Annotated in this window: 15 protein-coding genes; 11 read left to right on the forward strand and 4 right to left on the reverse strand. The window is 70.1% G+C overall.

The genetic code is table 11. From position 1 onward, the window contains the following. Window positions 1–10: 10 nt before the first annotated feature. From JIX56_RS02025 to JIX56_RS02045, 5 genes are read left to right on the forward strand one after another with little or no spacing between them, the layout of a single operon-like run. Window positions 11–904: a carbohydrate ABC transporter permease gene (locus JIX56_RS02025; RefSeq protein ID WP_257537013.1), complete on the forward strand. Its 894-nt coding sequence runs from the start codon at window positions 11–13 to the stop codon at window positions 902–904. Between the two features lie 51 nt (window positions 905–955). Further along, window positions 956–1,144 carry a DUF6903 family protein gene (locus JIX56_RS02030; RefSeq protein WP_257537014.1) on the forward strand — a complete coding sequence of 63 codons (189 nt, stop codon included), beginning with the start codon at window positions 956–958 and terminating at the stop codon, window positions 1,142–1,144. An 11-nt stretch (window positions 1,145–1,155) separates the two neighbouring features. Further along, the gene (locus JIX56_RS02035) at window positions 1,156–2,517 is read left to right on the forward strand and encodes an alpha-L-fucosidase (RefSeq protein ID WP_257537015.1); all 1,362 of its coding nucleotides are present in this window, start codon (window positions 1,156–1,158) and stop codon (window positions 2,515–2,517) included. Beyond that, window positions 2,514–3,710, forward strand: coding sequence for a hypothetical protein (locus tag JIX56_RS02040; protein ID WP_257537016.1), 1,197 nt, complete (start codon window positions 2,514–2,516; stop codon window positions 3,708–3,710). Before JIX56_RS02035 ends, JIX56_RS02040 begins: the two co-directional genes overlap by 4 nt. Continuing rightward, complete coding sequence (locus JIX56_RS02045; RefSeq protein ID WP_257537017.1) at window positions 3,707–6,040, forward strand: discoidin domain-containing protein; 2,334 nt, start codon at window positions 3,707–3,709, stop codon at window positions 6,038–6,040. The genes JIX56_RS02040 and JIX56_RS02045 overlap by 4 nt, the downstream gene beginning before the upstream one ends. 128 nt (window positions 6,041–6,168) lie before the next feature. Here JIX56_RS02045 and JIX56_RS02050 read toward each other — a convergent pair whose 3' ends face one another. Then, window positions 6,169–6,387 carry a hypothetical protein gene (locus JIX56_RS02050; RefSeq protein WP_257537018.1) on the reverse strand — a complete coding sequence of 73 codons (219 nt, stop codon included), beginning with the start codon at window positions 6,385–6,387 and terminating at the stop codon, window positions 6,169–6,171. 265 nt (window positions 6,388–6,652) lie between these two features. Here JIX56_RS02050 and JIX56_RS02055 point away from each other — a divergent pair, with 265 nt between their 5' ends. The 4 genes from JIX56_RS02055 (at window position 6,653) to JIX56_RS02070 (ending at window position 12,040) form a co-directional block, all read left to right on the forward strand. Further along, on the forward strand, window positions 6,653–7,468 hold the full coding sequence (locus tag JIX56_RS02055; RefSeq protein ID WP_257537019.1) for an SAM-dependent methyltransferase: 816 nt from the start codon (window positions 6,653–6,655) through the stop codon (window positions 7,466–7,468). Between the two features lie 207 nt (window positions 7,469–7,675). Continuing rightward, window positions 7,676–8,920 (forward strand): hypothetical protein, encoded by a 1,245-nt coding sequence (locus JIX56_RS02060; protein WP_257537020.1) that lies wholly within the window; start codon window positions 7,676–7,678, stop codon window positions 8,918–8,920. A gap of 197 nt (window positions 8,921–9,117) precedes the next feature. Then, window positions 9,118–11,400, forward strand: a complete 2,283-nt coding sequence (locus JIX56_RS02065) for a M4 family metallopeptidase (RefSeq protein ID WP_257537021.1) — start codon at window positions 9,118–9,120, stop codon at window positions 11,398–11,400. Window positions 11,401–11,671: 271 nt separating this feature from the next. After that, window positions 11,672–12,040: a cupin domain-containing protein gene (locus JIX56_RS02070; RefSeq protein WP_257537022.1), complete on the forward strand. Its 369-nt coding sequence runs from the start codon at window positions 11,672–11,674 to the stop codon at window positions 12,038–12,040. A gap of 150 nt (window positions 12,041–12,190) precedes the next feature. On the opposite strand, the gene JIX56_RS02075 is transcribed toward JIX56_RS02070, so the two are convergent. Beyond that, on the reverse strand, window positions 12,191–13,189 hold the full coding sequence (locus JIX56_RS02075) for a hypothetical protein (protein WP_257537023.1): 999 nt from the start codon (window positions 13,187–13,189) through the stop codon (window positions 12,191–12,193). A 141-nt stretch (window positions 13,190–13,330) separates the two neighbouring features. Between JIX56_RS02075 and JIX56_RS02080 the strand changes: the two genes are divergently transcribed. After that, the gene (locus JIX56_RS02080) at window positions 13,331–13,795 is read left to right on the forward strand and encodes an SRPBCC family protein (protein ID WP_257537024.1); all 465 of its coding nucleotides are present in this window, start codon (window positions 13,331–13,333) and stop codon (window positions 13,793–13,795) included. Window positions 13,796–13,845: 50 nt separating this feature from the next. Here JIX56_RS02080 and JIX56_RS02085 read toward each other — a convergent pair whose 3' ends face one another. After that, complete coding sequence (locus JIX56_RS02085; protein ID WP_257537025.1) at window positions 13,846–15,426, reverse strand: hypothetical protein; 1,581 nt, start codon at window positions 15,424–15,426, stop codon at window positions 13,846–13,848. A 445-nt stretch (window positions 15,427–15,871) separates the two neighbouring features. After that, window positions 15,872–17,917: a DUF1996 domain-containing protein gene (locus JIX56_RS02090; protein WP_257550698.1), complete on the reverse strand. Its 2,046-nt coding sequence runs from the start codon at window positions 17,915–17,917 to the stop codon at window positions 15,872–15,874. 422 nt (window positions 17,918–18,339) lie between these two features. Between JIX56_RS02090 and JIX56_RS02095 the strand changes: the two genes are divergently transcribed. Then, window positions 18,340–21,024 carry a SpoIIE family protein phosphatase gene (locus tag JIX56_RS02095; RefSeq protein ID WP_443031742.1) on the forward strand — a complete coding sequence of 895 codons (2,685 nt, stop codon included), beginning with the start codon at window positions 18,340–18,342 and terminating at the stop codon, window positions 21,022–21,024. The last annotated feature ends 43 nt before the right edge of the window (window positions 21,025–21,067 follow it).

Below are 21,067 nucleotides of genomic sequence, written 5' to 3' on the forward strand. Positions count from 1 at the left end.
GACAGACACCATGACCACGATCAACTCGCCCCGCCCGCGCACCGACCGCCCACGCGCCGGTCGGGTGCTCACCCACGTTCTCGTCGTCGCCCTCGCGCTCGCCATCGCGGTGCCGGTCGCCTGGGTGCTGCTCGCCTCGCTCAAGCGGAAGAGCGAGTTCTTCGGCAGCCCCTGGACGCTGCCGAAGAGCCTTCACTTCCAGAACTACGTCGACGCGTTCGTCACCGCGCACATGGGCCAGTACTTCCTGACCTCGGTGTTCGTCACGGCGCTCGGGCTGGTGTTCGTCCTGGCGGTCTCCGTGCCGGCGGCCTACGTCATCGCCCGCTACGAGTTCCGGGGCCGCCGCCTCGTGGAACTCGCGCTCCTGGCCGGCCTCTTCGTCAACGTCAACTACATCGTCGTACCGATCTTCCTCATGCTCGTCGACTGGGACCGCTCCCTCATCGACGTCTTCCCCGGCGGCTTCTTCATCGACAACCCGGCCGTCCTGTCACTCGTCTACGCGGCGACGTCGATCCCGTTCACCATCTATCTGCTCACCGCGTACTTCCGGTCGATCCCGGTCGAGTACGAGGAGGCCGCCGCGCTGGACGGGGCCTCGCGCTTCCGGATCATGACCACCGTCATGCTGCCGATGGCGCGTCCGGCGGTCACCACCGTGATCCTCTTCAACTTCCTGGCCTACTGGAACGACTTCATCATCGCGCTCACCCTGCTCCCCGGCGAGGGCAAGACCCTGCAGGTCGGCCTGCTCAACCTGTTCACCGCGCAGAAGGCGGCGGCCGACTACGGGCGCCTCTACGCCGGGATGGTCATCGTCATCGTTCCCGTCCTCCTCCTCTACGCGGTCATCCAGCGCCGGCTCATCGAGGGAATGGCATCCGGCGGAGTGAAGGGCTGACCGACCCCTGCGGCTGTGAGCCCCCGCGGCATCAGCGGAAGGAAACCGAACATGCCGAACATGAAGGAATCGACGCGTACGGCGCTGCTCGTCGCCGTCCGTACGCTCGTCGCGGCGGCGTGCGTCACGCTCGTCGTCACCGCGCGCACGACGGTCGGGTGGGGAAACCTCCTGGTCATGCTCGCCGCGCTGGCCGGGCTGCTGGCCCTGCTCGCCTCGTACAACCGGCGGTTCCGGTGACCGCGGCCGCCGTGTCCGGACAGGTTCTGGCCTCGGTGCGGCCCAGCGAGCGCCAACTCGCCTGGCAGGCCATGGAGTTCTACGGCTTCATCCACTTCGGCATGAACACGATGACGGACCGGGAGTGGGGCGAGGGACACGACGACCCCGCGTTGTTCGACCCGGCCGGACTCGATCCCGACCAGTGGGTCGCGGCGCTGAAGAGCGCCGGGATGACCGGGGTGATCCTCACCTGCAAGCACCACGACGGGTTCTGCCTCTGGCCGAGCGACGTCACGTCCTACTCGGTCGCCGCGTCGCCGTGGCGGGGCGGCCGGGGCGACGTGGTCGCGGAGGTCGCCGACGCGGCCCGGCGGCACGGACTGCGGTTCGGGATCTATCTCTCCCCCTGGGACCGCACCGAGGCGTCGTACGGCTCCGGCACGGCGTACGACGACTTCTACGTCGCCCAGCTCACCGAACTGCTCACCCGGTACGGGCCGGTGTTCTCCGTCTGGCTGGACGGCGCGAACGGCGAGGGCCCGAACGGCAGGCGCCAGGTCTACGACTGGGAGCGGTACTACGCGGTGGTCCGCGAGCTGCAGCCGGACGCGGTGATCAGCGTGTGCGGCCCCGACGTCCGCTGGTGCGGCAACGAGGCCGGGGACACCCGCCCCGACGAGTGGAGCGTGGTGCCGCGCGCCCTGCGGGACGCGGAGCGGACCGCGGACCGCTCGCAGCAGGCGGACGACGGGGCCTTCGCCCGCCTCGTCCGCAGCGACGAGCGCGACCTGGGCAGCCGTGCCGCGCTGGCCGGGCACGAGGACGACCTCGTCTGGTACCCGGCCGAGGTCAACACCTCGATCCGGCCCGGCTGGTTCCACCATCCGGCCGAGGACGGCGAGGTCCGCTCCGTGGACGAGCTGTTCACCGTCTATCTGCGCTCGGTCGGCGGCAACTCCTGTTTCCTGCTCAACGTCCCGCCGGCCAGGGACGGGCTCGTACGGGACACCGACGTGGCGGTGTTGGAGGGGCTGGGCCGGCGGATCGAGGACTTCCGGGCACGGCGGATCGAGGCGGCGGTGACGGTCTCGTCCGGCGCCCCGGGCGACGCGACTCCCTTGACGGCGGTGACACTCACCTTCACTCGGCCCCACCCGGTCGAGGCGGTCGTCCTCGGCGAGGACATCACGCGGGGGCAGCGCGTCGAGCACGTTGTCGTACGGGGTTTCCGGGACGGTCGGTGGACGACGCTCACCGAGGCGAAGTCGGTGGGATACCAGCGCATCCTGACGTTCCCGCCGACCGAGGTCGACGCCGTACGGGCCGAGGTGGCCCAATCCCGGGACACGCCCGTCCTGGTCCGAGTGGCGGCGATAGGGGCTGCGTCATGAAGGAAACGTTGCCCAGGCAGGGCACATCCCGTAAGCCGGCCAACTCGCGTAAGCCGACCAACTCGCGTAAGCCAGGCACTTCGCGCAAGTCGAGCGCCTCCCGCAGACCGAGCGCCTCCCACAGACCGAGCGTCTCCCACAGACCGTCCCGTCGAGCCGTCGTCCTGATCGCCGGCGCGGGCCTCGCGCTCGCCGCGCTGGTCGTCACCGGAGTGACGGTGCTCGGCAACAGCGAGAGCGACAGTCGGGTCGCCTCCCTCGACGGGCACCCCGTGACCCGCGACGAACTGCTCTTCCACATGCGGCGGCTCGCCCCGACCGTGCGGAACGAGCTGCGCAACGAGTACGACCTGCGCGGCACGATCGACTGGAACGCGAAGGCCGGTGACAGGACCGCGCTGCAGCGTCTCGAAGGCCGTGCGCTCGACGAGATCTGGCGGGACAAGAGCACCCTCGTCCTCGCCGAGGAGCAGGGGCTCGTCGACTCGGTGGACCACGCGGACTTCCTGGCCGAGTTGGCGAGGGAGAACGAGTCCCGGGCCAAGGCCGTCGCCGCGGGCCGGACCGTCTACGGCGTCACGGAGTTCTCCCCCGACGAGTACTACACACACCGGCTGACCGAGCTCACCACCAGCCTGAAGAAACGGCTCGGCGCGAACGCCGACGGCCCCCTCCGGGTCACCGACGCCGACGTCCGGCACGCGTTCGACAGCGACCGGGACGCCTGGAGCGCCAACGCGACCACGTACACGTACGCGAAGCTTGTTGTCCCGGTGCCGGCCGACGCCGCCGAGGACTACGCCGCCGGGCTCCAGCGACGTGTGGCCGCGGCCAAGGGCCTCGCGGACGTCGCGCCCGAAGAACCCGGCGCGAGGCTCACGACCGACACGTACGACGGCAGTGGTTCCACCGGGCTGAACACGCACGACCAGGACCTCATGGCGGTGCTCGGCAAGCTCAGGACGGGCGAGGTCTCCGCTCCCGTCACGGGCACCGGCCAGATCACCTACTACGAGCTCGACGGCAGGAGCGTCGACGAGGACAAGGCGTTCGCCGCGTACTCCCAGCGGATCCGGCAGTCGCTCGTCGAGGAGAAGTTCGACCAGTACCTCCAGCGCCGGGTCGACGACAGCGACATCGATGTCGACGTCTCGGCGTTGGGTGCCATCAACGCAGAGGATGTGCAGCAATGAGACGCCTCGACACCGGACCACCCCCGACACGGACGCTGTACGTGGGCTTCGTCGCCCTGCTCGCCGCGCTGCTCGTCGGAGCGCTCGTGCCCGCCGCGCACGCCACCACGGCCCCGCACCGCGCCCCCGTCAAGGTCAAGCCGTCCTGGCCGGGCAACACGCCGAACACGACCGGCGGCAGGGACTACTTCATCGACGCCACGCGTGGTCGCGACAGCGCGGCCGGGACCTCGCCGAGCACCGCCTGGCGCACCCTGGCCAAGGCGAACGCGACGACGTTCGGGCCCGGTGACCGCATCCTGCTCAAGGCCGGTGAGGAGTGGCAGGACGAGCAGTTGTGGCCGAAGGGGTCGGGCAGCGCGGGCAGGCCGATCACCATCTCGGCGTACGGCGACCCGGGCGCGGGCCGGCCGTACATCGCGACGAACGGCGAGGTGCCGAGCCCGTTCAAGGCGGACGGTACGAAGAATCCCGCGACCGTCGGGCTGACCGGTGCCATCGTGCTGCGCAATCAGCAGTACTGGGACATCAACAACGTCGAGCTGTCCAACGACGACGACTTCGCGACCGACATCACCACGGGGACGTACGTCCGCGACGGAATCATGGTCTCGATCAACGCCGACCTCCTGTCCAACGGCGCGGACAGCATCATGGACCACTTCCGCGTCTCGAACGTGTTCGTCCACAACCTCGACGGCCCGAGTCACTGGCAGAGAATCCATTACGGCGCCGTCGACTTCCAGGTCTTCGGCAGCCGCAGCTACAAGGACTACGGCACCGGCGGCTATTACTTCAAGGACGTCCGGATCGAGAACAACACCTTCGAGAACGTCGAACTGCACGCCGTTCAGTTCGCGTTCAACTGGTTCGCGGCCGACGGCGCGGACGCCGGTCAGTACGACGAGAGCGGCAAGTGGCACGAGGGCTGGGAGCAGTTGTGGGTGCGCACGCGTGATCTGTACAGCCGTGATGTCCACATCGGCCACAACTACGCCGAGAGCATCGGCCAGGGCGCGATCCAGCTCGCCAACACCAAGAACATGACGGTCGAGTACAACGAGGTGAACGGCTATCTGGAGCGCTACGACGCGGTGTCCTGCGCGCTCTATCTGTGGGCCGGCGCCGACTCGGTCATGCAGTTCAACGAGGTCTACGGCGGCCCGGACAACGAGTACGACGGCACGCCCTGGGACCTCGAGTACACGAACTTCAATGTCACGTACCAGTTCAACTACTCGCACGACAACGCGGCGGGCTGGATGGCCTACATGGGCAACAGCTCGAATTCGACAGCGCGCTACAACCTGAGCGTCAACGACAACGGCGTGCTGGTGAAGAACATGCTGTCGACGAATTACTCGCCGACGTATTTCACGAACAACACCTTCGTCTACGACGGCGCCGACCTCGACCACGTCCACGACGAGACGTTCCTGAGCCGCGTCTACTTCCTCAACAACATCTTCTACAACACCTCGAAGACGAAGCCGACCACGTGGTATCGCCGGACCGGCGCCCTGCGGCAGGCCGTGTTCGCCAACAACGACTACTACGAGGCCGGCGGCACCCACTCGACCCAGGAACCGGCCGACCCGAGAGGGCTACGGACCGACCCACGGTTCGTCGGTGACCCCGCCGACTACGTCACCGGGGTGGGCGTGAACCGCATCCGGGAAGCCGCCGCGCACTTCGCGCTGCGTGACGACTCGCCGCTCGTCGACGCCGGCCGGTACAACCCGCATCTGGGCACCGACGACTTCCTCGGCGCCCACATCTACTACGGCGACGCACCGGACATCGGCATGGCCGAGACCCGCATCGGTCCGATGGTCCCGAACCCCGTCGACGACGATCCCATCGAGGAGGAGGCCGACAACCGGGTCGACCTCGCCCTCGGCAAACCGGCCACCGCGAGCTCGACCCACACCGGGGCGAACGGCACACTCACCGCCGACAAGCTGACCGACGGCAGCCTCACCACCCGCTGGGCCGCCGCCGACGACGCCACCTACCCCCTCACCCTCGATATCGACTTCGGCGCGGACACCACCTTCGACGAGGTCTACCTGGACGAGTACACCGACTCGGGCACCAACCCGCGAGTGCGGTCGTTCGACCTGCAGCGGTGGGACGCCGGAAGCAGCCGGTGGGTCACCTTCGCGACCCGCGACACCGGCATCGGTCACGACCTCACCGTGACCGGCTTCGGCGACATCACGACCTCCCGGCTCCGGGTGGCGCTGACCGGGCAGATCGCCACGGAGCAGTACACGCCGACCCTCACCGAGATCTCCGTCTACGACTCCGGCGACCAGGCCGGGCCATAGCACTCAACGGCCACCGGGCGGGTGGACGCCACGGCATCCACCCGCCCGGCTGCTCAGCGAACGGGGACTCGACCACCGGCCCGACCTCGTCCACCTCGCAGTCGCTCGACGAAAAGGCTCCGCTCCGGCTAGGCGCCCAGGCCGAGCAGGGCCACCTCGAGGGGCAGCGCGGGGCGCTCGGGAAGGGCCGGAGGCTCTTCGCCTCGGCCGGTGTGCGTGGGCGGGACGACCCGGAGCGCCTTGATGCCGTCGGCGGCCCATCCCGCGTCCGTCGGAGGCAGCGACAGGGTCATGCGCCGGCCGTCGGCCAGGGTGGTCTCCAGCTTGGTCGGGTCGTTCGTCGTCATGGCAACTCACTTCCATCGCGCACACCAGGTGTGTCCAGCCTCAACTCGAAGGACGCCTGTTCGAGCCAAGAAGTTCCCCTGGGGGGATCTCCGTATCGCCTTGTCGCCAGCGAGTCGTGGACCGCTGGTCGCTCGAACAGGTACCGGTGTCCGTAAAACCCTGCTGGGGACCCCCCGGAAATATGAACTGACGTACGTAACACGGGTGTCGGGCCGTAAGTTGTGACCGGAACTCCTCGCTTCGGCTGAAAGACGGACGGTAGACATGACCGACCACGCGACCACCCCCGGACCGGCGGCGCATCAGAAGATCGACACCTCGGTGCCGCACTCGGCCCGTATCTGGAACTACTGGCTGGGCGGTAAGGACAACTACCCCGTCGACGAGCAGGCCGGTGACGCGTACACCGCCGTGTTCCCCGGCATCGTGACCATCGCCCGCAGCAGCCGCGCGTTCCTGCGCCGCAACATCACGTACCTGGTCGCCGAGGCGGGCATACGCCAGTTCCTGGACGTCGGAACGGGCCTGCCGACCGCCGAGAACACCCATGAGGTCGCCCAGCGGATCGCCCCCGAGGCCCGGATCGTCTACGTCGACAACGACCCGTTGGTCCTGGCGCACGCCCGCGCACTGCTCTACTCCACGCCGGAGGGGGCGACCTCCTACGTCGACTCCAATGTGCTCGACCCGGACCGCATCCTCGAGGCCGCCGCCGACACACTGGACTTCAGCCGACCCACCGCCCTCATCCTCAGCAACATCCTGGGCCATGTCGCCACGTACGACCAGGCGCGCTCCATCGTCACCCACCTGATGGGGGCACTGCCCTCCGGCAGCTACCTCTCCATCAACGACGGTTCGCGAGGCATCGACCCGGTCTTCGAGCAGGCACAGGACGCGTACAACGAGAGTGGCGCCGTACCGTACAACCTGCGCACCGTCGACGAGATCACCTCGTTCTTCGACGGCCTGGAACTCCTGGAGCCCGGCGTCGTCTCGGTCCCCCTCTGGCGCCCGGACCCCATCGACCCGGCCCCGGACGTCATCGCCGAACACGGCGGCCTCGCCCGCAAGCCGTGACGCCACGCCGTGCTGCCGTGATGCCGTGACGTAGGTGGCGCGGGCGCGGGCCGGTTTCATCCCCGCCCGCGCCCGCCCACTGGCCGTGGGCGGGGAGTTCCTCCTCGGTGGGGGGCGTCTCACGGGCGGACGCGACCTGCCGTAGGGGCGGGTCCCGCGCGAAATTCGCTGGTTGCCGGTGGGGGGTCTCCGGCAGGCTTCGCGGCGATGACTGACGAATCCGCGGGCGACCCCGTGTATGCCTCGCCGCGCTCGCTCAAGGGTCTGCTGCAACGGGGACGGGGCCTGGGCGCGTTGCGGGCGCTCGACGAACCGGAGACATCGGCCGAGCTGGTGTACGAGGTCGTGCGGCAGGACTGGCGGTGGGACACGATCGTGGACGACCGCCACCTCTATCTCGCGCGCCTGATCCGGGAGTTGGAGCTCCCCCTGGATCCGGTGTTCGCGCTGCTGGCAGGGGACGGTGACGACTGCGAGCGGGCCACCGGGATTCTGGAGCTGCTGGCCTTGGCGGGATCGGTCGAGGCGCGTGAAGGGCTGCGGGGTTACGTCCGCGAGGGCGAGCACTGGGCCGACGTACTGGAGTCGGTGGCGGATCTCTGGCCTGCCGAGTGGTGGGACGACCTGGCCGATGTCGCACGGGATCGTCTCGGCGGGGACCGGCCTCGATGGTGGCGCTCCGAGCCCTGGGCGCGCTGGAGGATGAGGGCCGGGACGAACACGCCCGTTCGCCCGCCCCGGCCACACACGATGCCGCACACGATCGACGTGGGGCCGAGCAGCCGTCAGCTCCTGGAAGTCCTCGCCGATGACGGGTCGGCCGCCCACGCGAAGACCCGGGCTCTACGCGCCTTGACCGGGCGTCCCCCCGAACCGGCACTGATCCCGCTGGTGCCCGACCTTGCGGAGGTGAACGGTGAACTGCCCCTGCCCTTGCTCGGCGTCGCGGTCCTGCGGCTCGGTGCCCTCGCCGTGCCCGAGGCGCGGGCCTGGGCGGTGGACGGGCGGCCGTGGCTGTCGTGGATCGGCGTCCAGGTGCTGGCGGCACACGGTACGACCCAGGATCTGCCGGTACTGATGGCGGAGCTGTCGGCGCAGGAAGAGGCACGCCAGTGGTGTGGTCCCTCCACACTGGCCGCCGGGATCGCCCGTTTCGGCGCGGCAGGCGCGGAAGCCGGGCCGGTCCTGCGCAGACTGTGGCTGCGCACGCCGCACTCGTACGAACGGCCCGACTGCCTGAGGGCGTTGTCGGCCGTCGCACCGGCCGGACTCGACTTCGCGTACACCGAATCGCTGTGGGACTGCGAATCGAACGCCCGCCTGCTGGGGATCGCGCACGCGCCCGGTCTGCCGCACGTCCGGGAGCGGCTGGCGGAGCTACGGGACGACCCGATGGAGGAGGCCGAGGTACGGGCCGCCGCCGGGAAACGCCTGGTCGACGCCACTCATTGATCGAACGGTTCCGGCCAAACACTTGATATGCCCCTGACATAGCCAGCGCCCGTCTGTCACTCTGTGCGCACTCCGTCTCACGACGGCGCACGCGCACCCGCATCGCAGTACTCCCTGCACCACCCGGTGCCTCGACCCGTGCACCGGGTCCTTCGTACGGCCGCTCGTCCGACGTCGGCCGCAGCAAAGGAGTTCGCGTGAGATCCACCCCCCACAGACGTACCAAGACCACGGCCGCGCTCGTCGTCACGGCGGCGGTGCTCGCCGTCGCCGTCCCGGGCGCCCCGGCCCTCGCACGCGGAGACGGCGGCGAAGGCACCGTACGTACCGCTGCCGCTCCCAAGCCGGACCGCGGGTCTCTGCCCGCGCAGCTCACTCCCACGCAGCGCGAGACCCTCATCCAGCGCGCCGAGAAGGCCACGGACGAGACCGCCGACCGCCTCGGACTGGGCGGCCAGGAGGAGTTGCGGGTCCGTGACGTCGTCAAGGACGCCGACGGCACCGTGCACACACGGTACGAGCGCACCTACGCCGGTCTGCCGGTGCTCGGCGGAGACCTGGTCGTCCACGCCTCCAAGAGCGGCGCGGTCGAGAGCGTCACCCGGGCCTACAAGCCCGGGCTGAAGGTGTCGGACCTCAGCGCCGAGGTCGGCAAGGCAGCGGCCGAGAAGCAGGCGCTCGCGGCGGCCAAGGAGGAGGGTTCCTCCAAGACCGAGGCGGACAGCAGCCGCAAGGTCGTCTGGGCCGCCAAGGGCACGCCCACGCTCGCCTACGAGACCGTCGTGAGCGGCTTCCAGCACGACGACACGCCCAGTGAGCTGCACGTCATCACCGACGCGCAGACCGGCGACAAGCTGTACGAGTACGAGGCCGTGCACACCGGCACGGGCAACACCCGCTACAGCGGCACGGTCACGCTCGGCACCAGCCAGTCGGGGTCGTCGTACACGCTCACCGACGCGGACCGGGGCAACCACCGTACGTACAACCTGAACCGCGGCTCGTCCGGGACGGGCACGCTGTTCAGCGGGACCGACGACGTCTGGGGCGACGGGACCACCGCCGACCTGGAGACCGCGGGCGCGGACGCGCACTACGGGGCGGCGCTGACCTGGGACTACTACAAGAACGTGCACGGGCGGAACGGGCTGCGCAACGACGGGGTCGCGCCGTACAGCCGGGTCCACTACGGCAACGCCTACGTCAACGCCTTCTGGCAGGACTCCTGCTTCTGCATGACGTACGGCGACGGGGCGGGCAACGCCAACCCGCTCACCTCCATCGACGTGGCCGCGCACGAGATGACGCACGGCCTGACGTCGGTCACCGCGGGCCTCAACTACAGCGGTGAGTCGGGCGGGTTGAACGAGGCGACCTCCGACATCTTCGCCGCCGCGGTCGAGTTCGCCGCCGGCAACGCGGGCGACCTCGGGGACTACCTGGTCGGCGAGAAGATCGACATCAACGGCGACGGTACGCCGTTGCGGTACATGGACAAGCCGAGCCGGGACGGGTCCTCGCGCGACTACTGGTCCTCCACGCTCGGCAACATCGACGTCCACTACTCCTCGGGCCCGGCCAACCACTGGTACTACCTGGCCTCCGAGGGCAGCGGCGCGAAGACCGTCAACGGGGTCGACTACGACTCCCCCACGTACGACGGGCTCCCGGTGACGCCGATAGGCCGGGAAGCGGCCGAGAAGATCTGGTTCCGGGCGCTGACCACGTACATGACGTCCACCACCAACTACGCGGCCGCCCGCACCGCCACCCTGCAGGCCGCCGCCGACCTGTACGGGCTCGGCTCGGTGACCTACAACAACACCGCCAACGCCTGGGCCGCGATCAACGTCGGTTCCCGGATCCTGGACGGGGTGACGGTGATCCCGCCGGCCGCCCAGTACTCGCTGATCGGCCAGGCCGTCACGCTGGACGTCCAGGCGTCCTCCACCAACGTCGGCGCACTGTCGTACGCGGCCACCGGTCTGCCGGACGGGCTGTCCATCGACACCGCCACGGGCCGCGTCTCGGGTACGCCGACCACGGCCGGGAGCTGGACGCCGACGGTCACCGTGACGGACTCGGCCGGCGAGACCGGTACGGCGAGCTTCGCCTGGCGGGTGGACGAGGAGGGCAACGCGTCGGTCTTCGAGAACACCGCCGACTACCAGATCCCCGACAACTCCACCGTGGAGTCCCCGATCAACGTCAACCGGGCCGGAGCCGCGTCCAGCGCGCTCACCGTGGATGTGGACATCGTCCACACCTGGCGCGGTGACCTGGTCATCGACCTCGTGGCCCCGGACGGCACGACGTACCGGCTGAAGAACTCCGCCTCGTCCGACTCCGCCGACAACGTGATCGCGACGTACACGGTGGACGCCTCCGCCGAAACCGCCGCGGGCACCTGGAACCTGCGGGTCCAGGACGTGGCCAGCCTCGACACCGGCTACATCAACAGCTGGAAGCTGACATTCTGACGTTCTGTCAACTCCCTTGTGGCTGAACAGAGTCAGCTGCTGAGCGGTCGGTCCTGCCCTCGCGGGACCGGCCGCTCGGCCGTGTGAGCGGGTTCTGGACCGACAGCACGTGCCGCAGTTTCCACAGGCCTCTCCAGCAGGAGCGGTCTCCCGTCTTCCCCACACGATGCCCCCGTCGCCCGGCGCCTCCGGCGACCCCCGGTCCCCCGGTTGGCGGGCCCGGCTTGACGGGCGGACGATGGGGAGGTGGGACGGAACGGAAGGAGCCGTGATGCTGGAGATCAAGACGGTCGAGAAGCCCGATGAGCGGCGCGATTTCCCACGGGGGCACCTGGAAGCCGTTCACCTCTCGGGGCTCGACTTCGCCGTGGCCACCTTCGAACCGGGCTGGCGCTGGTCCGAGTCCGTCGCCCCCCTCGCGGGCACGGAGAGCTGCCAGATCCACCACAACGGCTATGTGCTCCAGGGGCGCCTGCACATCCGCATGGACGACGGTGGTGAGGGCGAGGTCGGACCGGGCGACGCCTTTGTGTGCCCGCCCGGGCACGACGCGTGGGTCGTGGGCGACGAGCCGTGCGTGGTGCTCGACTTCGCCGGTGGGATGGCACAGGACTACGCCAAAGCGGCCGACGAGGAGTGATCCTCCGGGATCCGGTCGAGCGACCCGGTGCGCGGGAACCGATCGACCGGGCTTCCGAGGGAACCCGTTCGGGTGCGAGAGGGAGTGGAGGCGGTGGTGTGCGAGCACCCCGCCTCCATCCGTCCGCGCGCCCGCCCCTGACGAAGCACGCTAGATCCCGTCGGACGACTTGAGGTTGTCGAGCGTCGCGTTGGAGTCGCTCTTGAGCCACTCCACGACGTCGTTCACCTCCGGCATGGTCACGTCGTCGTAGCTGGAGCCGTAGGCGCTCCAGCGCATCTCGTACGTCATCCAGCCGTCGCGCACTGCGAGGGTGGCCGACCGGCTGCCGCTGGTGTCGTCGCCGGAGGTGGTGTCCTCGGTGACCAGATACGCCTCGTCGCCGAAGCCGGAGACCTCGTCCACGTCGTAGTCGTCGTACCGCTGGTCGTACTCGGACCACAGGGCGGTGAACTCGGGTCCGGGGTCGGTCTTCTTGTGCAGGTCGACCTGGACCGAGAAGTACGCGTCGGAGAGGGTGGAGGCCGAGGATTTCTTGAGGGAGATGCTGCAGTAGCTCTGGTCGAGGGCCTCGTGCTCCAGGGACTGGTCCACGGGCGAGCCGTCCTCCTCCGGGTACTCGTTCTTGAACGACGAGTAGTCCACCGAGGAGCAGAGGTTGGTCTTGGCCTGGTAGCCGCGCAGGTCCGCCTTCGTCTCGTCCTCGCCGAGCAGGAAGACACCGCCGGCCCAGGCCGCGGAGGCCACCGCCGCGCCCACCAGGAGCCACAGCACGGCGCGTCCGCCGGCGCCCGTCGCGGGCGGGGCCGCGAGGGGCGGGTAGCCGCCGGGCGGCTGGCCGTACGGATGGGCCTGGGTGGGTATCGGGGCGACCGGAGGGCCGAAGCCGGCCGGTGACTGGGGATTGGGGTAGGGGTAGGCGCTCGGGGCCGCCTGCGTCGGCGCCTGCGCCGGGGCCGGTATCTGCGGCTGGGTCGGTGTCTGCGGCTGGGCCTGCCCCGGGGGCGGCGCCGGTTGCGGCTGGGGCGCCGCCTGTGGCTGCGGCTGACTCTGGGGGCCGGGCTGTGCCGGGGGCGGCCAGGCCGGGGACGCGGACGGCTGATCCTGCGGCTGTGGTTGCGCCGGTGCACCCTCGGGGCGTTCGGTCATCGGGTTCTCCTCGTGTCGTGGTGGACGGGGTGCGGCGGCGGAGACGCAGAACTACGCACCCTGGTTCCGCGACCTGAAGCGCCGGCCGGGGCGGTGGCCGTCGTAAGGCAGTTGTCGGTGCCCGGTGGTTTCATGGGAGTCATGACCAGCAGAAGTGTCGTCGTCGAGCGGCGGGTCGCCGCTTCTCAGGGGCGGGTGTGGGAGGCCCTGACGGACCTCGGCGCCATGGATCGGATGCTCAGCGGTGTCACGAAGGTCGAGGTGCTCACGGACGGGGTCTTCGGGGTGGGCACGCGATGGCGGGAGACCCGGCGGATGTTCGGCAAGGAGGCCACCGAGGAGATGGGGGTGACCGTCAGCGTGCCGCCCGAGCGCTATGTGGTGGAGGCCGAGTCGCACGGCTCCCGCTATGTCTCGGAGTGGGTGCTGCGGGCCGACGGCCCCACGACCACGACGATCCTCATGACGTTCTCGGCCGAGCCGACCGGTGCCGTCGCGGGGCTGCTCGCCAAGGTCATGGGCGGGGTCGGCGCCCGCGCGGTGCGCAAGGCCGTCGCCAAGGACCTGGACGACGTCGCCGCGTGGGTGGAGGGCCGCAGGAGCTGAGCCGCCCCGCGGCCCTCCGGTCACCGTGCGTCGGTGTGCGTCCGTGTGCGTCAGGAGTTCAGGCCGTAGCCGGTGGTCACGTAGGCGCACTCTGTGTAGATGTAGCCCGACTCCAGCTTGGCGGTGTCCGAGGCGGGACTGGACGCGCTGCCGCCCTTCGGCTTGTGCAGGAAGTAGGTGGTGCCGACCGGCAGACTGATCGTGCGCTGCGGGTAGTTCTTGCTGCCGCTGCACGGCTTGAAGTTGGGGTTCAGCGTGCTGCTCCAGTCGTAGCTGGTGCAGCCACCGCAGCCCTTCAGGGTGAAGGTGCCGGTCACGGGGCCGGTGTACATGACCTGGATCTCGTCGGGGCTGTCGTTCTTGACCGTGACGGTGATGCTGCCGCCGGAGCGGGTGGTGGGCAGCTTCTTGCCCGCCTCCGGGACCTCCTGGGCGATCTCGGCGGCGATCGCTATCTTCTTGGCGCGCGGCGCGTTCTTGTGGTTCTTGTTGGCGTCGACGAAGTCGTTCATCGAGGTCACCGCCTCGGCGAAGGCGCCGTCGTTGTACTGGTCCACGCCGCAGGTGTAGACGCCCGCGGAGGCGGAGTCCTCGGCGCGTCCGGCGTCGGCGGCGAGGGCGTCGGCCACGCCCGCCTTGTCGCCCGGCAGCGCCTTGACCTGGGTGCCGAGCGTCTCCAGCTGGTCCACGGCGGTGCACGGGTCGTCGCCGCCCACGGCCTTGATCGCCTTGTCGACGGCCGTCTTGATGTCGGGTTCGACCTTCGCCGCCTGGTCGGAGTCGGGGAACGTGGTGAGGAGGTCGCTGAACTGGTCCTGCCAGCCGGCCGTGCCGCCCGCCAGGCTGTCGGAGGCGCACTCGTACAGGGAGGTGGCGAGCCGGTCGTCGGGCCAGCCGGCCAGCGAGCCGAGGTCCTGCTTGCTCACGGTCTGCGGGACCGTGCGCAGGTACTCGAGGGGCGCGACCGCGTCGCAGTACTCCTGCTCCTCGTAGGGGGCGCCGACGGTCGTGTAGAAGGTCTTCAGCCGGTCCGGTACCTCCTCGGCCGCCCGCGAGTCGGGGTGGTCGGTGCTGAGGTCGTCGTAGGCGGTCAGGGCCCTGCGGTACTCGGACTGGGTCGTGCCGAACGACTCGCCGGATGCCTTCCGCACGAGCTCGTCGGCCTTCTCCAGCCGGTCCAGGAGCATCTCCTCGACGGCTTCCTTCCGCGCGGTCTCGTAGAGCAGACCGCCCGCGACCGGTACGGCGAGGAGCAGGACGCCGAGCGCGATCGCCAGCGGGGACTTCGCGGGCCACACCAGGCGGTTGCGCAGACCCAGGAAGGCACCGTGGACGGCCGTGAGGACGAGGAACAGACCGTAGACGACGAGGGTCGCGCCCGAGATGCCGTCAGGGTCGGCCGGCAGCACGGTGAAGAGCAGGAGGCCGGTGGCCACCCAGCACAGCAGTGTCAGGAGCGGGCGGCGCATCAGGGCGTAGCCGAGTCCGAGCCCGCTGAGGTTCAGCAGCCCCACCCCGACGGCCCGCCAGCCGTCCGCCGGACCGGGCGGCGGCCCCTGCGGCATGGGCGGGACGACGAAACTGTGGCTCCAGCCGTCCTGGTCTCTTACGCCGTACTGATCCCCGGACATCTCAGATCCCCCCGTCAACTCCACCCGCATGCCTACGAATTGTCAGTGTACGGCCGAAACTCGATGCCGCGACAGGCGGTTCTCGGGCGCAGGTGGAGATCGATTTCTATTCGTGACCACCGCCCGAGACGTGGCGCGAAAGGTTCGGTCACACGGCCCGTGCTCGGTGAACGGGGACTTTCCCGCCGCCGGTCCGGGGACCGGGGTCCGGCGGCGGGGGATTCCTGGGCGGCGTGGGCGAGTTCGTCGGCGAGCCCGGCCGTGCCCAGGACGCACCCGGTCGGCGGTGCGCGGCGCCTGACGGCCGCGGGCCGTCGAGCGACGGCAGCCGCCGGGGCCCGTACCTCCGCCATGCTCCGCCCCGGGTCATCCGATACAGGTCAGTTCCTGTTCGCATCAACAAGGTCGGCGGAGCATGGGATCGCGTCCGGAAGGTTTCCCGGGGTCAGACGCCCCCGCGCCTGACCCGGCGAAGCAGTACGACTCCGGCGAGCACCGCCGCGCCACCGATCATGGCCGGCCACAACTGCGCCCCGGTCTCGGCGAGGTCGCCCGTCGCCGATTCGGACCCCTGCGATTCGGACCCCTGCGATCCGGGCTGACCCGCGGCCGACGGTACGTTGGCGGCGGGGGTCGTCTGCTCGGGGGTGACGGCCTTGGCGCCGTTGTCTCCGGCATCGTCACCGCCCTCGCCCCCGGCGGCGGTGCCGCGCTGGGTCGCCTTCAGCGAGCCGAGGACCTGAGGCTCCTTGTCGCCGCCCTGGTTCGCCGCGTCGTCACCGTCGGCGGGTGCCTGGGCGGTCTCGGTGGGCTCGGCCGTGTTCTCGTCCTGGTTCTGGTCCGGGTCCTGATCCTGGTCCTGGTTCTGGTCGTTGCCCGGCTGCTCCTGGCCCTGGTCCTGTCCCTGGTCCTGGCCTTCGCCGTTGCCGGGCTGCTCCTGGTCGTTGCCCGGCTGCTCCTGGTCCTGACCCTGGTCGTTGCCCGGCTGCTCCTGACCCGGGTCCTGGTCGCCACCGTCGCCCTGGTCACCACCATTGCCCTGATCACCACCATTGCCCTGGTCACCACCGACGTCGGCCGCGTCGCACTCGCGCCCGCTGTTGATGCACTCCACCATCTCCCGCATCAGGTCCTCGTCGAAGACATTGATGAAGTCGCCGTGGTCGGTGACGGGCTTGTGGAGCTGCTCGGGGAAGGCGTCGACCGCGAAGAGCGGGGTCGTACGGCCGCCGTCCTGGAGGCTCGGGGCGTCGACGTCGTAGACGATGCGCTGGACCAGCTGCGGGATGGCCTGGAAGCCACTGGGGCAGCTGCCGTCGGCGGCGGCGAAGGCCACGTGGGTGCGGTGGTTGGCGCTGTCGATGTTGCGGCCGTCCCAGCAACTCTGGAACTCGAAGGTGCGTACGACGTCGCTGCCGGCGGGGCAGAGCGGGTACTTGTCCTTCAGCTGCCGGTCCTCGAAGCCGGTGCAGCTCCAGGAGGCGTTGGCGTTGGCCGTGCCGTTGATGAAGGCCTTGGCGTCACCGGTGATGATGCGCAGCAGCCTCGGCATCTCCGTGACCTCGCCGCGCGGGCTGCCCACGAAGGTCATCGTGACCTGCTTGGGCGTCACGATCTCTCCGGCGTTGCCCTCGATACCGCCGCCGGGCGAGTTGGCGTCCTGCTCGACGGTGCCGTTCTGCAGACGGATCACCGGCCAGAAGTACGAGGACTTGTCGCCCTGGTTCTCGCAGCTGGTGTCGGCGGCGGCGAGGTCCTCGTCGCTGGCGAACGCGCTGTTGCCCTGGTTGCCGACGTAGTCGTGGAAGTGGTGGGCGCCGTTGGAGACACCGGGCGCGACGATGACGTTGTCCGAGTTGAACAGACCGTTCGCGTTCACACCGCAGTCCGTGCTGAAGGAACCGGTGGAGCCGTTCTGCTGCCCGCCCCGATCCTGTGCGTTCGGCTGAACGGATGTGATGTCGGCGTAGTCCGCGGCCACCGGCCCGTTGCCGGCCTGCCCGCCGTTGCCCTGCTGACCGTCCTGCGGATCGCCCTGGTCCTGACCGTCGCCGCCGTCGCCGTTCTGGTCGGCGCCGTCCTGATCGCCGCCGTTCTGATCGGCGTTCGGGTTCTCGGCGGGGCGCAGCTCACAGGTGGCGAGCGAGTCGAGCCCCTCGGGGCGGTCCCCGACGCGGTCGATGGCGATCGCGATCCGCTCGATCGTGGCGGCCCGCTTCTCCTTCAACGGGTTCATGATCGCGTTGTCGGCGAAGCCGCTGTCCTGCTGCTGGGCCTGAACGGAGTTCTGCAGCCGCTGGTAGGCCTCGGCTATCTGCTGGTCCAGGGCGGCGAGTTCCTTGTCGACCTCCGCCCGCGCCCCGTCGGGCACCTCCGTCAGTTCGCTGCCGACATCGGGGCAGTCGATCGTGCCGGCCGCCGAGTCGACCTGCTGGACAGTGTCGTCCGGCGAGCCCTCCTCGGTGGCCGACGCGTAGACGTTGACGGCCACGAGCCCGCCCCCGCCCAAGATCAGCGCGATCGCGGCAGAGGTCGCGCGCCGTGCTCCTGATGGGCGTCTGCGCCTGGTGGTGCGTCCCACGGATAGCTCCTACGACGTCGTGGTCGGTTCCGGGCATGGAAAACCCCAGCCCCATACGGAGCCGGCCCCCGGTGCGTTCAAGCGCCTGGTGAATTCACAGGAATCTCATAGGAAGCCGCATGTCGCAGGTGGTCACCGCACCGGCGGGCGCTCTCCCCGCCGTGCGGCCGGTGGCACGGGCTGTGACAGTGTGTGATCCCCTCTCGCCTCTGAGCGCGGGGCAGTGTAGACATGGGCACATGGTCCGTCTCCTGGGTCGATCTCGCTCTCAGTCGACCCGCCGTCCCCGAGGTCAGCGCGCGCAGGGCCGGGCGGACCGCGCCCGGCGGGTGATGCACGGATCCGACGGCGGCGCACCTCGGGAGCGCGGAGGCGGGTGGGGCCGGCTCGCGGGGCTGCGGGCGGCGTTGAGCGGGCGCAGTGTCGCCGGGCAGGTGTTCCTGCTGCAAGTGGTGATCGTGCTGGTCCTGGTCGTGTCGGCCGTGGTGGCGCTGGTCCTCCAGGTACGGCACGACAGCACCAAGGAAGCGCACAACCGTTCACTCGCCGTGGCGGAGACGTTCGCCAACGCGCCGGGGACCCGGGAGGCGCTCAGCGCGGACGATCCGACGGCGGTGCTCCAGCCGAGGGCCGAGGCCGCCCGGATCCAGTCCGAGGTGGACTTCATCGTCGTGATGAACACCGACGGGGTCCGGTACACCCATCCGAAGACGGACCGCATCGGCAAGCAGTTCGTCGGCACCCTCGAACCCGCGCTCGAAGGCGAGTCCTTCACGGAGGAGATCGACGGAACGCTCGGACCGCTCGTCCAGGCCGTGGTGCCGATCAAGGCACCCGACGGTTCGGTCGTGGGCCTGGTCTCGGCCGGAATCACCACCGAGAACGTGGGCGGGGCCGCGGAACAGCAGCTGCCTCTCGTACTGGCCGCCGCCGCGGCGGCCCTCGTCCTGAGCACGGCGGGCACGGCCCTCGTCAGCAAGCGGCTTCTGCGCCAGACCCATGGCCTCGGCCCGTCCGAGATGACCCGCATGTACGAGCATCACGACGCGGTGCTGCACGCCGTACGGGAGGGCGTGATCATCGTCGGCGGCGGGGGCCGGCTGCTGCTCGCCAACGACGAGGCCCACCGCCTGCTCGACCTGCCGGCGGACGCCGAGGGCCAAGACGTCCTCGCCTTGGGCCTGGAGCCGCACATGGCCGACCTGCTGGCCTCGGGACGCGTCGCCAACGACGAGGTGCACCTGGTGGGCGACCGGCTGATCGCGGTCAACCAGCGCGCCACCGATCTGCAGGGCGAGCCCTCCGGAAGCGTCGCCACGCTCCGCGACTCCACCGAGCTGCGCGCCCTCTCCGGCCGGGCGGAGGCCGCGCGGGAGCGCCTGAAGCTGCTCTACGACGCCGGAGTGGGTGTCGGCACCGGCCTGGACGTGACCCGCACCGCCGAGGAGCTGGCGGAGGTGGCCGTCCCCCGGTTCGCGGACTTCGTCACCGTCGACCTGGCCCCGGCGGCGCTCAGCGGTGACGAGCCGGAGACGGTCACCACCCTGCGCCGTACGGCGTTCAGCGGGATCCGCAAGGACGCGCCGCTGTACAAGGTGGGCGAGACGATCGACCTCGTCCCCTCCTCTCCGCAGGCCCACAGCATCGACAGCGGCGGTTCGGTGCTCGTGGTCGACCTCAGCAGGGCACCCGGCTGGCAGGCACAGGACCTCGAACGGTCCGCGCAGGTCGTGGAGTACGGCATCCACTCGCTGATCACCGTGCCGTTGCGCGTGGGGCAGCTGGTGATGGGGGTCGCCAACTTCTGGCGCTCGGAGAAGCCCGAGCCGTTCGACCAGGAGGAGCTGGCCCTCGCCGAGGAACTCGTCGCCCGGGCGGCGGTCTCCATCGACAACGCGCGCCGCTACACGCGCGAGCACACGATGGCCGAGACCCTGCAACGCAGCCTGCTGCCGCGCAACCTTCCCGAGCAGAGCGCACTGGACGTCGCCTACCGGTATCTGCCCGCGCAGGCCGGGGTGGGCGGGGACTGGTTCGACGTACTGCCCCTGTCCGGCACCCGGGTCGCGGTCGTCGTGGGCGACGTCGTCGGGCACGGGCTGCACGCCGCGGCCACGATGGGGCGGCTGCGCACCGCCGTCCACAACTTCACCGCGCTCGACCTGCCGCCGGACGAGATCCTCGGACTGCTCGACGAGATGGTCAGCCGTATCGACCAGGACGAGGCGGTGGTGGACGGCACCGCCCCGATCACCGGGGCGACCTGCCTGTACGCGATCTACGACCCGGTCTCGCGGCGCTGCACCGTCGCCCGGGCCGGCCATCCGCCGCTCGCGGTGGCCCGGCCCGACGGCAGGGTCGACTTCCCCGACATACCGGCCGGTCCGCCGCTCGGACTCGGCGGCCTGCCCTTCGAGACGGCGGAGCTGGACCTGGAGGAGGGCAGCCGGCTGGTGCTGTACACCGACGGGCTCGTCGAGGACCGGGAGCGGGACATCGACGACGGGCTCGAACTGCTGCGCACCGCCCTGGCCGGGTCCGACACCTCGCCGCAGGGCACCTGTCAGGCCGTGCTGGACGCTCTGCCGCCGAGCCGGGCGAGCGACGACATCGCGCTGATCGTCGCCCGCACCCGTGCGCTGGACACCGGCCGCGTCGTCGAGTGGGAGGTGCCCGGCGATCCCGCGGCAGTCGCCCGGGCACGGGCCGACGCCACCCGGCAGCTGGCCGCATGGGGCCTGGAGGAGCTGGAGTTCACCACCGAGCTGATCCTCAGCGAGCTGGTCACCAACGCGATCCGGTACGGCGGCGACCCCATCCGTGTCCGGCTCATCCACGACCGCAATCTGATCTGCGAGGTCACCGACAGCAGTCACACCTCGCCGCATCTGCGGTACGCCGCCACGACCGACGAGGGCGGCCGCGGCCTCTACCTCATCGCCCAGCTCACCCAGCGCTGGGGCACCCGCTACTCCCCCACCGGCAAGACCATCTGGACCGAACAGGCACTGCCCTGACGGCCACCGCACAGGCCTCGTCCTGAGGGACACGGCCCCCCAC

The organism is Streptomyces sp. CA-210063, from assembly GCF_024612015.1.
Classification (GTDB): Bacteria; Actinomycetota; Actinomycetes; order Streptomycetales; family Streptomycetaceae; genus Streptomyces.

Bases quoted from the DNA above. Each gene is read 5' to 3' on its own strand.
- JIX56_RS02025 (WP_257537013.1), top strand. From the start codon at position 11: ATGACCACGATCAACTCGCCCCGCCCGCGCACCGACCGCCCACGCGCC.
- JIX56_RS02030 (WP_257537014.1), top strand. From the start codon at position 956: ATGCCGAACATGAAGGAATCGACGCGTACGGCGCTGCTCGTCGCCGTC.
- JIX56_RS02040 (WP_257537016.1), top strand. From the start codon at position 2,514: ATGAAGGAAACGTTGCCCAGGCAGGGCACATCCCGTAAGCCGGCCAAC.
- JIX56_RS02045 (WP_257537017.1), top strand. From the start codon at position 3,707: ATGAGACGCCTCGACACCGGACCACCCCCGACACGGACGCTGTACGTG.
- JIX56_RS02050 (WP_257537018.1), bottom strand. From the start codon at position 6,387: ATGACGACGAACGACCCGACCAAGCTGGAGACCACCCTGGCCGACGGC.
- JIX56_RS02055 (WP_257537019.1), top strand. From the start codon at position 6,653: ATGACCGACCACGCGACCACCCCCGGACCGGCGGCGCATCAGAAGATC.
- JIX56_RS02060 (WP_257537020.1), top strand. From the start codon at position 7,676: ATGACTGACGAATCCGCGGGCGACCCCGTGTATGCCTCGCCGCGCTCG.
- JIX56_RS02070 (WP_257537022.1), top strand. From the start codon at position 11,672: ATGCTGGAGATCAAGACGGTCGAGAAGCCCGATGAGCGGCGCGATTTC.
- JIX56_RS02075 (WP_257537023.1), bottom strand. From the start codon at position 13,189: ATGACCGAACGCCCCGAGGGTGCACCGGCGCAACCACAGCCGCAGGAT.
- JIX56_RS02080 (WP_257537024.1), top strand. From the start codon at position 13,331: ATGACCAGCAGAAGTGTCGTCGTCGAGCGGCGGGTCGCCGCTTCTCAG.
- JIX56_RS02085 (WP_257537025.1), bottom strand. From the start codon at position 15,426: ATGTCCGGGGATCAGTACGGCGTAAGAGACCAGGACGGCTGGAGCCAC.
- JIX56_RS02095 (WP_443031742.1), top strand. From the start codon at position 18,340: ATGCACGGATCCGACGGCGGCGCACCTCGGGAGCGCGGAGGCGGGTGG.